We start from the raw sequence: 13485 nt of genomic DNA on the forward strand, positions 1-13485 counted from the left end.
GTTGGTGCCATCGATAAAGGTCATCCCAAGCGCGATCCCACGCTGCTCCACCAACTCGAGCAGGCGCTCCCAGACACCCTGCTTGGCCCAGCGGATGAACAACTGCGCCGCCAGCCACCACGGGCCGAGCTCCGCCGGGATGCTGCGCCACTTGGCGCCGTTCTGGTGCCGCCACAAGATCGCGGAGATGGTCCATCGCAGCTTCTTGGGCGGCGTTTTGCCGTGTGGGCGGACCTCCTCGATCAGCGGCTCCCAGATCGCCCACGTCGCGTCGGTGAAAACCTCGCACCCGTTCCTATCCGTCATGCCCCAAAATATGGCGACAGCATTCAAGCTCTAACAGGCCTTAAACTGCGTCAAGTTTAAAGTCGTTCGTTAGTGTTGTGGATCGGCGGGGGCATAACCGATGCTAAGCGAGATAGTCCCTGCCGGCGCACCTTGGTGCGGCATCGTGCCTCGTGGTCGCATTCTACGCATCACCGAGTACTGGCATCACCATCGTCGTCCGCCCCGGCCGCCCGCCAGATCTTCAGCGGTACCCGGATCGTAGTGTAAATCGCGATGGTGGCGCTCATGTCGCCCTCAATGCCAGGGGCACGCCCGTATCCAACAGTGCGGCGCCGTTCCAGAACCCTGTGGCCGACCTCGGCGCGGCGGAGTAGCAGGGCCACATGTCGTTCGTGCGCCTCCTACTCGCCATCGCAATCCTGGTCGGGGCCACGGCTCTCGCCCTGTTTTATCTCTCGCCCAGCTGGGACCCCAGGGAGCCGCTCGACCTCCGGGCCGAGCCTGGGCCGATGGCGAGTCTGAAACTCTCCCTGCTCGCCCGGCAGTCCGAGGCGTGCTTCGCGGCTTTTGAAGCTTCGGGTCTGACCCTCAGGCGAGTACCGGACCGACCCTCAGATACGGCATGTGAGGTCGAGAACGCAGTGCTGCTTCCCGCCGGCATTCGGGCCACGCCGCGAGACCCGGTGGTCACCTGCCGGATGGCTGCGGCCTGGGTGCTCTTTGAGCGGCACGCACTGCAGCCTGCGGCCCGGAAACACCTCGGGGCCGAAGTCACCGGGGTACGTCACCTAGGCACCTACAACTGCCGGAATGTGAACCACGCTGCGGCTGGCAGGCGGAGCCAGCATGCGACAGCAAACGCAATCGACGTCGCTTCATTTGTGCTGCGCGATGGTCATGAGGTCGCCATCTCGCGCCACTGGAGTGATGTTGAGTCGAGGGGTGCCTTTCTGCGCGACGTGCGCGACGGGGCCTGCCGTTGGTTCAATGCGGTGCTCGGCCCCGAGTACAACGCCGCGCATGCTGACCACCTGCATCTCGATATGGGTCCCGTGCATACATGCCGCTGAGCGTAGGATCGGCAGTGGAGGACCCTCGAACAGCTGCCCGGTTGGAGCAATCCGGGCTATCACGCCAGTTGCCTGGGTAATGCCGCGGTCCTCTGCAGCCCGAGCGCGATGGCGGCGAGATCTGGAACAAGAGGAGCCAAGCCCTCCACGGTAGGCGGATGTGGGCTTCTCCGGGCCCGGCCACCCCCCGCTCCTCCAGAGCCGGACGGTTCGCGCCTGCTCGGCCGGGAGAGTTCGCCCCATAGTGGGTCGAGCCAGGCCAGAGCCTCCGGGGCTTCGCCCTCCATCAGATCCGGCGCCTCGCCTCGCGCCGCCATCCAAGTGCCAATCACCGCCGCGCGCTGGCGCAGCAGAGCGCGGATTTGGCCCACCACCGCGGCCTCAATCTCCGCCGCGGACACGCGCCGTACGATGCCGTCGTCCCCGGCCGCATCGCCCTTCAGCACCCGCTGCGCCATGTCATAGAGGTAGAGGCGGCCGTTTTTCCTGGCGCGGGTCGGCGAACGAGGGGGACTCAGTGGGCTGGCGGCTCGGCTGATCTGTAGATCTGATCGCTTTGTATGCCGACTCATCGAGGCCCGTGGGTGTTTCGCACTGTGTTGCCCAGGCGGCGCCACCAGAATGAAACATGTGGAGGCTGCCGCCGTTATACAGCAGAAAGTAATCCGAAGCTCTCCGAGGACGCCGATGTCGAGAGACATCACCCCGCCACCGTTGAATCTCGTTACCCGCCGTGAGCTGCTGGCCGGGGTGGCCACCGAGGCAGGAGCAGCGATGTTCGGAGGGGCGCCTGGTGCCGTTGCGCGGCCAGAGCTGCGCGCCCTATTCCGACCGGGGCTGTTCCGGAGTTTCTTCCTCGGTGGGTTTGAGTGCTCAACGCAGCGTCGTGCCGACGGGCGGCGGCTAGACCTGATCGCGGCCACGCGGCACGACCAGCTAGCGGCTTCCGACTACCTCCAGCTGACCGAACACGGCATCACGGCCGCCCGCGATGGCGTGCGCTGGCACCTCGTGGAGGGCGGCGCGCCGGGATGGTACGACTGGTCACCCGTGCTGCCGCTACTCCGCGCAGCAGAGGCCATGGGCGTGCAGGTGTCCTGGGACCTGTGCCATTATGGCTGGCCGGACGGGCTGGACGTATTCTCAGCCAGTTTCGTGGACCGCTTGGCTCATTATGCCGCGGCCTTCGGCCGCTTGCATCTCGAAGAAACCGGCAGCCCGCCCGTGATTTGCCCGGTGAACGAAATCTCCTTTCTGGCCTGGGCTGGCGGTGACATGGCCAGGATGAACCCCGCCGCGCGCGGACGTGGTCTCGAGCTTAAGCGTCAACTCGTGCGGGCTGCGGCGGCTGCGGCACGGGCGGTGCGCGAGGCGGCACCGGGAGCTAAAGTTCTGGCGATTGAGCCGATCATCCATGTCGTGCCGCTACGGAACGAGGATACAGAACTGGCTGACGCTTGGTACAACAGGGCGCAATTCCAAGCCTGGGATATGCTTGCGGGACAGGTGGAACCTGCACTTGGTGGCGGGCCCGAGACGTTCGACGCGGTGGGTGTCAACTACTACTGGAATAATCAGTGGAGTTGCGCAGGGGAATGGCTGCCTCAGGGACGCTGGCTGTGCGAGGGCGAGCCGCTGTCACCATTCGACCCGCGTACTCGCCCGCTGCACGCGCTCTTGGCGGCCGTCCACACGCGCTATGGCCGCCCACTGTTCCTGGCCGAAACCAGCATTGAGGATGACCTTCGCGCGCCGTGGCTGCGCCACGTTGGCGGTGAGGTGCGTGAGGCGCTCCGGCGAGGCGTTCCGGTCGAGGGCATCTGCCTCTATCCTATCCTCGGCCATCCCGGCTGGGATGATGACCGCTACTGCGCCAATGGCCTGTTCGAGCTGGAGCCGAATGGGGGTGGTCGCCGCCCCGTCCATGCGCCCTTGGCGGCTGAGCTCCGGTCGCAGCAGCAGTTGTTTGCGCTGCAGTTCGGAAAGCACTCCGGTCAGGCCAACTGACCACCAGGCAATAGGTGGCGTAATATACAGGCGGCCGGTCACTCCGCCTTGATGCCCGCCGTCCGCACTACACCGCGCCAGCGCTCCACCTCCTCGCGCTGGAAGGCGGCGTACGCCTCGGGCGAGCCCGCCACCACCGTGAAGCCGACCTGCTCGAGCCGCTGCCGTCCCTCGGGATGGCGCAGCGCATCGGTTGCGGCTGTGTGCACGCGCCTGACCAGCGCGGCAGGCATGCCGGGAGGAGCCATGAGGGCCTGCCAGGAGGTGACCACGAAATCCTTCAACCCCGCCTCGGTGGCGGTGGGCACATCGGGCAGCACCGGGTGGCGTTCGGCGCTGGTGACCACAATCGGGCGCAGCCGTCCGCCCTGGATGTGGCCTGCCACCGTGCCGAGGTTTTGGAAGCTTAGCTCCACGTTGCCGGCAATCAGGTCAGTGGCCGCCGCCGCCCCGCCCGCATAGGGCACATGGGCCGGGTCGGTCTCTGTGAGCTGCTTGAAAAGCTCCATGGTCATCTGGTCCGAAGAGCCGACGCCGCTGGTCGAGTAGCTGGTGCGGCCAGGATTGCGCCGCAGCCAGTCAATGACCCCCCGCAAGTCGGTTGCGGGCACCTTGTCCGGGTTCACCACCAGCACGTTCGGCGTGGTGACCGCCAGCGTAATGGGGGTGAAGGCCAGCGGGTCGTAGCCGAGGTTCGGGCGCAGCGCGGCGTTGATGGCGAAGACGCCGATCGAGCCCACGAGCAAGGTGTGCCCGTCTGGCTGCGCCCGGGCCAGCAGGCGCGACGCGACCTCGCCGTTCGCACCAGCACGGTTCTCGACTACCACCGGCTGGCTTAGCGACTGACCGCCATACTGGGCAATGACGCGGGCGACGATGTCCGACGGACCGCCGGCGACAAAGGGGACGAGGATGGTGACGGGGCGGCTGGGCCAGGCTTCGGTCCCGCCCTGCTGCGTCTGTGCAGCCAAGGGACCAGCCGCGACCGCGGCACCGAGTGTGAGCGCATGACGGCGGAGCATAGGGGACGCTTTCTCTCCCGGGCCGACGTTGACCCTGCTACGCCATGATGCGGGCCAAGCACGTCCCTGACCACCCCCGAGCAGGGCTCCGTCATCGACGAACCGAGGGGCTCAGGCAATAGATTTCGCCTCGGTCCTGTCCATCGCCGGCGCCCCTCGGGTTTCGGGCATAGCCGACCAGACCAGGATGCCACCCAGTGCCGCAATGGAGGCGAGCACCAGGAAGGCGGTGTCATACCCGGCCCACACCACCAGCCCCCCACCGAGAACCATACTCATCATGCTGCCAATCCCGTGCAACGTGCCCACCACGCCTTGCGCGGCCGCGAAGTGCCCGCTGCCGCGCGTCAGGTCGGCGACCACGATCGGAAAGAGCGCGCCGATCAGGCCCGCACCGACTCCATCGAGGAGCTGGACCCCGATCAGCCAGGCTCGCTCGTCAGAAAGGGTAAAGAGCGTCCCGCGCAGCACCAGGGCGATGAAGGCGGCCAGCAGCAGCGGCTTGCGTCCCCAGGCATCCACCCGCGCCGCGACCAGTGCTGCGACTGGTACCATGACCGCCTGTGCGACGATGGCGGAGGCCGCTGTGAGGGCGATGCCCTGACCAAGATTGCCCAGCGCCAGCTTCTGCGACACCAGCCCCAGCATGCTGGCATTGGCCAGATGGAACAGGGCGCCACAAGCCGCGAAGATCAACAGGGGCCGGGAGCCCAGCAGCACGCGCCAAGCCGTGGGCTGTGCCGCATTTGTCACCTCGCCGGGTAGCAGGCCCCGGGCGACAGCGTGATCGATCGCGCCCGCAGGAACTGCCGCGGCAGCCGCAATGCTGGCAACAGCCGTAAAACCCATGAACCAGAACACCACCGAGTTGCCGAAGAAGGGCGCGGTGAGCAGGATCGCCAGGCTGATCGCGCCATCGCCAAGGTGGAACAGCGCCTCGTTCCGCCCAGCCCGTCGGGCAAAGCGCGCCGGGCCGACCACTCCGAGCGAGATGGCGGCGAGCGTCGGCCCGATTGTGACGCCGGCCAGCGCCCCGACCAGCCCCGCCAGCGCTACCGACCAGAACTGAGGCGCGAGCGGGATGACAAGACAGGTTGCGGTCATCACCACGACCGCGCCCGCGATCAGCGCGCGTTTGGCTTGCACCGCATCGACGAGTGCGCCAAGGGGCGCTTGCGACGCCAACCCGGTCAGCATGCCGATCGAGAGCGCGGCACCGATGCTTGCCGGGTCCCAGCCGTGTTCAGCCAGAAGATAGATGCCGAGATAAGCGCCGAGCCCGTATCGGGCGTCGGAGACGGAGAAGCTCAGGGCGTCCAGTGCGCGCTCGGCGCCCCGCTGCTGCATGGGAGAGCTCCGGATCAGGGCGGAGTGGAATAGGCAAAGTAACGGGCGCGGTCCTGCCTCGTTCCAAGGACAGGAGCACCCACATCACGCCGGACATACCGGATGTGCAGCTGTAATCGTGTCAAATTCCGTGCCTCCCGCAGCTTGCCGGCATGCACCAGAATCGGGCGCACCGGTCCCTTGTCGGCTCTGACAGGGAGCGACTAGGCTTTCCCACAACAATGTTGGGAGGCTGCGCATGACCCGACCTACCCGCCGTTCCCTGCTTGTTGCGCCGGCACTGCTGCCGGGCCTGGCTGCGGCGCAGGGCTTCCCGGCGCGCCCCATTACCTGGGTGGTTCCCTTCGCCGCTGGCGGGATCACCGACACCAGCGCCCGAATCCTGGCCCAACGCATGAGCCAAAGCCTTAATCAGCCCGTCGTGGTGGAGAACCGCCCTGGTGCGGGCGGCACACTCGGAGCCGAGGTGGTCGCCCGCAGCGCGGCGGATGGGTACACCATGCTCTACGGTAGCCAGGGGCCGATGGCAGCGGCGCCCGCCATGTTTCCTAATCTGCGCTATGACCCGCAGCGGGACCTCGCGCCGGTACACGGCATCGGCGCATCGCCACACCTGATCGTCACCCCGCCCAGCCGCCCTTGGCGGACCCTGATCGAGCTGGTCGCGGCCGCTCGTGCCCGACCGGAGGGCCTGACCTATGGCTCCGTCGGTGTTGGAACTTCGCCGCATCTGGCGGCTGAGACGCTGCAGCAGGCGACCGGCGTGCGCATGGTGCATGCGCCCTACTCCAATGGCACCCAGGGTCTGAACGACGTCATCGGCGGGCGCCTCGACGCAATGTGGGACTACCCGTTAACTAGCCTGCCGCATGTGCGCGAAGGCCGGCTTCGGGCATTGGCGGTTACCGATACGCAAAGGGTAGCACTGGCGCGCGAGGTGCCGACGGTCGCTGAAGCCGGCCTGCCCGGCGCCGAGTTGGTGCCCTGGGCCGGCCTCTTTGTGCCGGCCGGCACACCGCCCGATGTTATTGGCCGCCTGGCTGTTGCGCTACGGGAGGCGATGGACGACCCCAAAGTGCAGGAGTTCTTCAACGGCACTGCTACGGTGTTGTGGCCGACAGTGGGCACAGAGCAGCTCCGTGCTTTTCTCATAGAGGAAGTGCCCCGGATTGCCGGCTTGATCGTCCGCTCTGGCGCACGGGCGGGCTGAAGTTTACACAGCGCGACCTGCTGTTTGAGGGCTGACGCTGAGAGCCTGCAGCGTAGCGACCGCCATTGGGTAGAACCGTGTTGCCAAAGCCACCTCGGCGCACCCTGACATGCAGTTCGCAGGTAGCATTGTCATAGCTCAGCGGCCCTCTGAAAGTTAAGCCGCAGGCCAGGCTCTGACCACTCCATGGCGGCGAGTTCACCATTGCCAGACAGGGTGATGTAGGCGGTCCGCATATCCGGCCCGCCAAAGCAGATGTTGGTTGGGTGACTATCGGGCATCGCTACCTGCCGCACCAAGCTCCCGTCCGGGGCGAAGATGCTGATACGGCCTGTAACAAGTGTTGCCACGGCGATATTGCCCGAAGCCTCTACCGCCAAGCTATCGAAGCGGCAGAACGTCGGCAGGCCTGCAATGCAGCGTCCACCGTGCGGCGAAGGGAAGGGCTGCTTTCGGACCACGCCCGGTCCTTCAACGTCAAAAGCCCATAGGCGGGCAGACTCAGTGTCTGCGACGTAGACCGTGCGCTCGTCTGGCGACAAGCCAACGCCATTCGGGCTGAGGATTGGGTAGGCCACCTCGACAATCGAGGAGCCATCAGGCTGGGCATAGTAGAGCCCACCGTGATCGCGGTGCGCTGCATAGCGCTTGCCGAGGTCGATGAACCAGAAGCCGCCTTGGCGGTCGAAAACCAGATCGTTGGGCGCTGAAAGGCGACGTCCGTTGCATTCGGTGTAAAGTACCGTGCGAGCGCCCGTAGCCGGGTCCACCCGCGCGATGCAGCCGCCTGCGTAGTCATGCGACGGGCCCTGGCCCATGAAGTGGCCGGGTATGTAACGGCTGCCACCATTGTCACAGAGGTAGAGCGTCCCGTCGGGGCCCATCGCTAAGCCGTTCGGCCCTCCAGTGGCCGGGCCAAGACGTGTCACCGTGCCATCTGGGTCGACGCGAGTGATCCTGCCGCCGTTGATTTCAGTTAGGATGATGGAACCATCCGGCATGGCAATCGGCCCCTTCGGAAAACCCAGGTCCCGGGCCAGAACACGGATCTCGGTTGGCATGGTTCTCACCCCTTTTTGCTGGCTCAGCCTCACCCGCTTGCGGGAGGGGTCAAGCGTATTACCCTTGTCGACGAAAGGCAGGCGCAACAAGCTGCAAGAAACGGCTCCGGACAAAGGCAGGCAACCAACTTGGGATTGACCCGGCGGGACCACCGGACCGCAATGGCTGATCCGAATTGGATGTGCCTCTGGCGCCAGAACGATGGTTTACCGAACGCCGGTCGAAAGGCGACAGGTCGCTTTTCCCCAAAAATTGCCGTCGTGCTCAAACCCGGATGGCTCGCTTCCGTGTCAGCGTCCAGAGATGCAGCGGCTATTCGCTTTCTGGCGTGCTGGCGCTCTCAACACCTCACACTGGTCTATCCTCACTACACCTGGCTGACGCCCTCCCTCCGCCATTGAGTACGAGGCGCTGCTCCAACCAGCTCAGCGGCAGCGGTTCCAGCAGCCGCGGTAACCCAAGGCCGGACGGAACTTGGCATTGAGGATCGCCTCAACGATGTCGGGCGTGAGCAGCATTAGCCGTAGCAGGCTGCCGAGGTAACCACGCTCAATCCACTCCGCCGCCGCCATCTCACTGATAGAGGCGTAGCGCCCTTCGTCCAGTAGCTTCTGATATCGGAACGCCCTGGTCAGCGCCTTCACCAAGGCCGGATCGGCGCGTATCGTCATAGCCGACACACACTCTTGTGCCGGCGTCACAACCGTCTTCCGCCCCGGCCGGCGCCGAACGGCGAGCGGCACCGGGACCGTAATGCTGGCCGCCGCACTCATGCCGCCACACGCTCCGCGCCGGGCGCGCTGGGGGGGAGGTCTCGGACGAAGCCGGTCGGCCCCTCCACGCAAAGGCGGATGCCGGCGCTAGAGCCCTGACACGCGCCGCGCCTTGACCGCGGCGCGAACCCGTTCCTAGCGTGCCTGGATCAGCCTTGGCGCGGACCGGTCGGCCCATGCCAGCGAGATGTCCCGGGGAGCCCCATGGCCACGCACCGCTTCCAACCCACACGATATTTCAACGCGATTGGCGTCGCCGAACCCTGCCTGCGCGTCGCGGATGGCGATACGGTGGTAACCGACACGATTGATGCCTCCGGTCTCGATGCGCGGGAGGTGGCCGTCGCCAGCCGACCGAACCCGATGACCGGTCCATTCTTCATCGAGGGGGCCGAGCCCGGGGACACGCTCGCCGTACGGATCGATCGGCTGACACCGAGCAGAGCGACCGGCTGGACCTACTCGCCCTTGGCCCTGACCGTACTAGATCCGGCGGCGATCCTCGACCGGCCGCCGCAGCAGCGCGCCGTCTGGACGATCGACCGCGCGGCGGGGACGGTGCAGTTGCAGGACAAAGTGCAGGGGCTGGAGGATTTCGCGCCGCCGATCCAGCCCATGATCGGCTGCTTCGGGGTTGCACCGGCGGGTGGGCAGGCGCTGTCCACCGCGACCAGCGCACAGAACGGCGGCAATATGGACTACCGCCTGTTCGCACCCGGCACGACAGCCTGGTTTCCTGTGTCGGTACCGGGCGCGCTCTTCTATCTCGGCGACGGGCATGCCTGTCAGGGCGACGGGGAGATCACCGGCACCGGTATCGAGACATCCTTCGAGATGGAGGTGGCTTTCCGCGTCCTGAAGCGGACGATCACCTGGCCGCGCGGCGAGACCGCCGACGACATCTTCACGGTCGGCAATGCCAGGCCGCTGGACCAGGCGCTGCAGCACGCCACGACAGAGATGTCGCGCTGGCTCGGCGAGGACTTCGGCCTGGACGCCCGCGCCGCCAGCCACCTGATGGGCCAGGTCGTCCGCTACGATGTCGGCAATGTCTTCAACCCTGCCTTCACGGTCGCCTGCCGCATTGCCAAGCGCTGGCTCCCGAAACGGTAGGACTGGACGCTCCGTCGCAGTTTTGGGCTTGCAGGCGACCTTGAGTTTGGTGTGCTGGATGGGTTTGCCGGACATTAGATGTTCCCGCTGATGTGCCCAGACCAGAGGAACCAGTTCCAGCAGCGCCGGCAGCGCGACGCGATCTGCTGCTCGACCATCCAGGATCAGCTCCACCAAGTCGCGCGCCAACAGAGTCAATCGCAGCAGGCTGCCCAGGTAGCCTCGCTCGATCTTCTCCGCTGCGGCCATCTCACTAATGGAGGCATACCGCCCCTCGTCCAGCAGCCGCTGGTACCGAAACGCTCGCGCCAGCGTCTTCATCAGCGCCGGTCCGCTCGGGAAAGAAGGGTGGTCTCGCTACTGTCCCGTAGCAACATTGCCAGCGTCTTCCGCCCCCAGCTGCCGCTATCGGCCGGCCTTCTGGCTGTCCGCGAGGCCCTTGCCCATCAGCAGGCCGAGCTCCCCGGGGCGATCGCTGTACTCTCGCATCGTCCGGTAGGGCACGGCGGTGATCTCTGCGATGACATTCAGCTTTCCAGCGACGTCGAGCGCGCTGAACTTCCCGGCTCTGGGCCTCCGTTCGTAGAGCACCGCGATCGCCTGGAGCGTGCGCACGGGGACGATGCCGAGCACCCTGGCATGCTCCGGCGTGATGTCGCCAGCAATCAGGGTGCGATTCGGCATGACATAACCCGCCTGCCTAGCAGCCGAGCCACCGTCCTTCGGTCCCGTGCCGAGCATCTTCGCGCCGGCCGGCGGCGTCGCGGTCAACTCACCCGCCGAGAATTCCAACTCGGCGCCATTGTTCTGCTCGATGAAGACCCGGTCCCCATCGCACTCCAGCACCTTGCCGCTGCGCTGACCGTCGCGGTGCCAGACCCTCTGCCCCACCGAAAACATGCTCTCATCCTTGAAGGTTCGCGGCCATTTCACTGATCGAGGCGTAACGCCCCTCGTCCAATAGGCGCTGGTAGCGGAATGCCTTGGCCAGCACTTTTACCAAAGCCGGGTCAGAGCGCGTGGCCACCGCCGGCACCCCCTCCTGCACCGGCGTCACCACCGTCTTGTGCCCCGGCCGGCGCCGAATGGCGAGCGGCTCGTGACCGTGGTGCTGGCCGCCTGAGGTTATACCGCCATCGGTACCTCGTGCGCGACGGTGCTGGGATCTCGGACGAGGCCGGTGGGTCCCTCCAACCGGAGCCGAATGTCCGCGCTGGCAGGCCCAACCACCATCCGCTCCACGAGCGACCATCGATGCGCAGCTATTCGGCTCGGAGTAACGTCTCGCGGCAGGCGGAGCGGCTACCGCCCTGGCCGCCGTGGCACGAGGTCGGTAGATGCGCGCACCTCGTCGATGGTGTTTCGCCAAGCTGCCAACCGCTCCGGCCCCGCAGGGTGGCTGTCGAGCCACCCTGCGGTCTCGTTCGGTCCACCACGAGTCAGCCTCACCCAGACGAGACCGGCGCGGTCGAGGTCGTACCCGGCGCGGGCGACAAGATAGACGCTGAGGTAATCGGCCTCGCGTTCTTCGTCCTTGGAAAACGCGAGCTGCGTCGCGCTCGAACCGATCTGGGCTGCGCCCTGGCCGAGTGCCCAACCGGCGATGCCACCAAAGGGCACCACGGCCCCCAGCAATGTCCCGGCGACAGTACCGGCCGCGAAACTCCTGGCACGCCGCTTGCCGATGTGGCCGGCAACGTGGTGGCCAAACTCATGTCCCACCACGGCCGCCACCTCGTCTTCCGACCCGAGCAGCGACATCATGCCGAGCGTGACCGTCACCTCTCCCTGCCCGATCATTGCTGCGCGCGGCGTCGCAGACCGATCCAACGAAACACGGAAGCCGCAGGGCTGGCCAAGGTAGGTCGTGCAGAGCGGCTGCGCGGCCGCTGTAAGGCGCTGTGAGACAGTGGTGAGAACCACTGTTGCCTGCTCAGCCGACTGCATTCCGATAGCTGGGGGAACGCCCTCCACAACGGTCAACCGTGCCGCCTCAAGCTCAGCGGGGTTGACCTGGGGCGGTGCAAAGCGGGCGCCGCACCTGGCTGTCGACACCATGGCGAGAAGAGCGCATGCGGGCAGCCAAGGCAAGCTGGACAGCACGGTTCCGTGGCATGGTTGGCACGCGCTCACGGCGGCATTGGATCTCGTATCTGGCCGCGCATGATCGCCGCCCACGACAGCTTCTCCGTTCGCTTCCCGAGCTAATAACTGTTCGGATGGCTGCCGGGTTGCCCATGTTGGCCAAAAGCGAACCTCACCAGCACGGATGGGCGTGATGATGCCGAGCTATTCGCATCTCTCGGCGACAGACTTCTCCTGGCCTCCCAGCAGGACATCTGACGCGGCTATGGCCGCACGCTGGCCGGACCACTCGGATGGGAATGGGTCCATCAACCGTGACAGTGCCAGCATCTCATGCCGCCGCCCGTCCATGATCGCCTCGATGATCTCCGGCGCCAGCAGCGTGAGGCGGAGCAGCGTGCCTAGATAACCGCGCTCGATGTTCTCCGCCGCCGCGATCTCGCTAATGGAGGCGTACCGACCCTCGTCCAGCAGTCGCTGGTACCGGAAAGCCCGGGCCAGTGCCTTCACCAGCGCCGGATCAGCGCGCGTCGGCAGGGCTGGCACGCCTTCCTGCACCGGTGTCACCACCGTCTTCCGCCCCGGCCGGCGCCGGATGGCCAACGGCACCCGGACCGTGATGCTCGTGGCCACGCTCATGTCGCCGCGCGTTCCGCACCAGGCGCAACCGCACCAAGATCCCGGACCAAGCCGGACAACCCCTCGACCCGCAGCCGAATGTCCGCGCCACCCGGCCCGACCACGACCCGCTCTACTATCGCCCGCATGATGCGCGCCTGCTCGGCCGGGAACAGCTCGCCCCAGAGCGGGTCCAGTCGCTCGAGCGCGGCCCGGACCTCCGTCTCGGTCAGCTCTGGTGCTTCCGCCCTCGCCGCCAACCAAGTGCCGACGACGATCTCCGGCTGCCGCAGCAGCGCCCGGATCTGGTTCACCACTGCCGCCTCGATCTCGGCAGCGGACACCCTGCGCACGATGCCGTCGTCCCCGGCTGCGTCGTCCTTCAACACCCGCTGCGCCACGTAGTAGCGGTACAGCCGGCCATTCTTCCGGCAATGTGTCGGCGACAGCGCCCGACCATCGACGCCGAAGATGAGTCCTTTCAGCAGCGCCGGCGCATGCTGCCGGTTCTGAGCGGCTCGGGCTCTCGGGCTGACCTGCAGGACGGCATGGGGGCATTGTCAACTTGTTGGGCTGCAAGGCGTGCGTCATCGTGTGGCGGCATGACCCTGCACCTCATGCCGCCATCTGGACGCATGTCTCCTGCCGCCACACGAGGAAGGCCCTGGCGTGAGCGCGCCGATATTGAGCAGCGGTCATCAGGTGCCGCCGTGGACGGAAGTGGCCATAGATCATGGCGTGGGATGACAGGAAGCGTTGGGCCTGCTCCGGTGACTTGAAGCGTTGCATCTGTCGCTCTCGGCGCCGTGTCGGCCGGTGCGAGTTTTCGGCGCGGTTGTTCAGGTAGCGACTGGTTCGGTGCTTCACCTCGGGCAGCAGTTCACGATGCG

General features: G+C 66.3%; 14 protein-coding genes and 1 pseudogene. 4 read left to right on the plus strand and 11 right to left on the minus strand.

Annotated features, from left to right (window positions below):
* A partial coding sequence (locus tag BLR02_RS26815) for a transposase (RefSeq protein WP_143018340.1) occupies positions 1-306 on the minus strand: 306 nt, incomplete at its 3' end.
* A 365-nt stretch (positions 307-671) separates the two neighbouring features.
* Here BLR02_RS26815 and BLR02_RS26825 point away from each other — a divergent pair.
* Positions 672-1358 carry an extensin-like domain-containing protein gene (locus BLR02_RS26825; protein WP_090665323.1) on the plus strand — a complete coding sequence of 229 codons (687 nt, stop codon included), beginning with the start codon at positions 672-674 and terminating at the stop codon, positions 1356-1358.
* Between the two features lie 687 nt (positions 1359-2045).
* Entirely contained in the window at positions 2046-3365 is a 1320-nt protein-coding gene (locus tag BLR02_RS26835) for a glycoside hydrolase family 1 protein (protein ID WP_245704978.1), read from the plus strand.
* Positions 3366-3403: 38 nt separating this feature from the next.
* On the opposite strand, the gene BLR02_RS26840 is transcribed toward BLR02_RS26835, so the two are convergent.
* Positions 3404-4336, minus strand: coding sequence for a Bug family tripartite tricarboxylate transporter substrate binding protein (locus BLR02_RS26840; protein WP_245704979.1), 933 nt, complete (start codon positions 4334-4336; stop codon positions 3404-3406).
* A 162-nt stretch (positions 4337-4498) separates the two neighbouring features.
* Complete coding sequence (locus BLR02_RS26845) at positions 4499-5734, minus strand: MFS transporter (protein WP_090665327.1); 1236 nt, start codon at positions 5732-5734, stop codon at positions 4499-4501.
* A gap of 238 nt (positions 5735-5972) precedes the next feature.
* On the opposite strand from BLR02_RS26845, the gene BLR02_RS26850 reads away from it, so the two are divergent.
* Complete coding sequence (locus BLR02_RS26850) at positions 5973-6944, plus strand: Bug family tripartite tricarboxylate transporter substrate binding protein (RefSeq protein ID WP_090665328.1); 972 nt, start codon at positions 5973-5975, stop codon at positions 6942-6944.
* Between the two features lie 131 nt (positions 6945-7075).
* Here the strand turns inward: BLR02_RS26850 and BLR02_RS26855 are convergent, their stop codons facing one another.
* Positions 7076-8092 (minus strand): SMP-30/gluconolactonase/LRE family protein, encoded by a 1017-nt coding sequence (locus BLR02_RS26855; RefSeq protein ID WP_245704980.1) that lies wholly within the window; start codon positions 8090-8092, stop codon positions 7076-7078.
* 339 nt (positions 8093-8431) lie between these two features.
* Complete coding sequence (locus BLR02_RS26860; protein WP_245704981.1) at positions 8432-8779, minus strand: hypothetical protein; 348 nt, start codon at positions 8777-8779, stop codon at positions 8432-8434.
* Positions 8780-8983: 204 nt separating this feature from the next.
* On the opposite strand from BLR02_RS26860, the gene BLR02_RS26865 reads away from it, so the two are divergent.
* Positions 8984-9892, plus strand: coding sequence for an acetamidase/formamidase family protein (locus tag BLR02_RS26865; RefSeq protein WP_090665330.1), 909 nt, complete (start codon positions 8984-8986; stop codon positions 9890-9892).
* Positions 9893-10297: 405 nt separating this feature from the next.
* Here the strand turns inward: BLR02_RS26865 and BLR02_RS26875 are convergent, their stop codons facing one another.
* The 6 genes and pseudogenes from BLR02_RS26875 to BLR02_RS30690 all read right to left on the minus strand — a co-directional run.
* Entirely contained in the window at positions 10298-10792 is a 495-nt protein-coding gene (locus tag BLR02_RS26875) for a hypothetical protein (RefSeq protein WP_090665331.1), read from the minus strand.
* A gap of 4 nt (positions 10793-10796) precedes the next feature.
* A complete protein-coding gene (locus BLR02_RS26880) occupies positions 10797-10949 on the minus strand; it encodes a hypothetical protein (RefSeq protein ID WP_245704982.1) in 153 nt (50 codons plus the stop codon).
* A 245-nt stretch (positions 10950-11194) separates the two neighbouring features.
* Positions 11195-11674 (minus strand): M48 family metalloprotease, encoded by a 480-nt coding sequence (locus BLR02_RS29850; RefSeq protein WP_176849857.1) that lies wholly within the window; start codon positions 11672-11674, stop codon positions 11195-11197.
* A 507-nt stretch (positions 11675-12181) separates the two neighbouring features.
* On the minus strand, positions 12182-12616 hold the full coding sequence (locus BLR02_RS26890; RefSeq protein ID WP_090665333.1) for a hypothetical protein: 435 nt from the start codon (positions 12614-12616) through the stop codon (positions 12182-12184).
* Positions 12613-12939, minus strand: a complete 327-nt coding sequence (locus BLR02_RS30685; protein ID WP_245704983.1) for a hypothetical protein — start codon at positions 12937-12939, stop codon at positions 12613-12615. The genes BLR02_RS26890 and BLR02_RS30685 overlap by 4 nt, the downstream gene beginning before the upstream one ends.
* A 399-nt stretch (positions 12940-13338) precedes the next feature.
* A pseudogene (locus tag BLR02_RS30690) lies at positions 13339-13485 on the minus strand (DDE-type integrase/transposase/recombinase); the annotation flags it as partial.

Origin of the sequence: Belnapia rosea (genome assembly GCF_900101615.1) — a bacterium.
In the GTDB taxonomy this organism is placed as follows: Bacteria; Pseudomonadota; Alphaproteobacteria; order Acetobacterales; family Acetobacteraceae; genus Belnapia; species Belnapia rosea.

Excerpts from the sequence above, each read along its gene's own strand:
- BLR02_RS26850 (WP_090665328.1), top strand. The coding sequence starts at position 5,973 with ATGACCCGACCTACCCGCCGTTCCCTGCTTGTTGCGCCGGCACTGCTG.
- BLR02_RS26825 (WP_090665323.1), top strand. The coding sequence starts at position 672 with ATGTCGTTCGTGCGCCTCCTACTCGCCATCGCAATCCTGGTCGGGGCC.
- BLR02_RS26875 (WP_090665331.1), bottom strand. The coding sequence starts at position 10,792 with ATGTTTTCGGTGGGGCAGAGGGTCTGGCACCGCGACGGTCAGCGCAGC.
- BLR02_RS26845 (WP_090665327.1), bottom strand. The coding sequence starts at position 5,734 with ATGCAGCAGCGGGGCGCCGAGCGCGCACTGGACGCCCTGAGCTTCTCC.
- BLR02_RS26890 (WP_090665333.1), bottom strand. The coding sequence starts at position 12,616 with ATGAGCGTGGCCACGAGCATCACGGTCCGGGTGCCGTTGGCCATCCGG.
- BLR02_RS26860 (WP_245704981.1), bottom strand. The coding sequence starts at position 8,779 with ATGAGTGCGGCGGCCAGCATTACGGTCCCGGTGCCGCTCGCCGTTCGG.
- BLR02_RS26865 (WP_090665330.1), top strand. The coding sequence starts at position 8,984 with ATGGCCACGCACCGCTTCCAACCCACACGATATTTCAACGCGATTGGC.
- BLR02_RS26835 (WP_245704978.1), top strand. The coding sequence starts at position 2,046 with ATGTCGAGAGACATCACCCCGCCACCGTTGAATCTCGTTACCCGCCGT.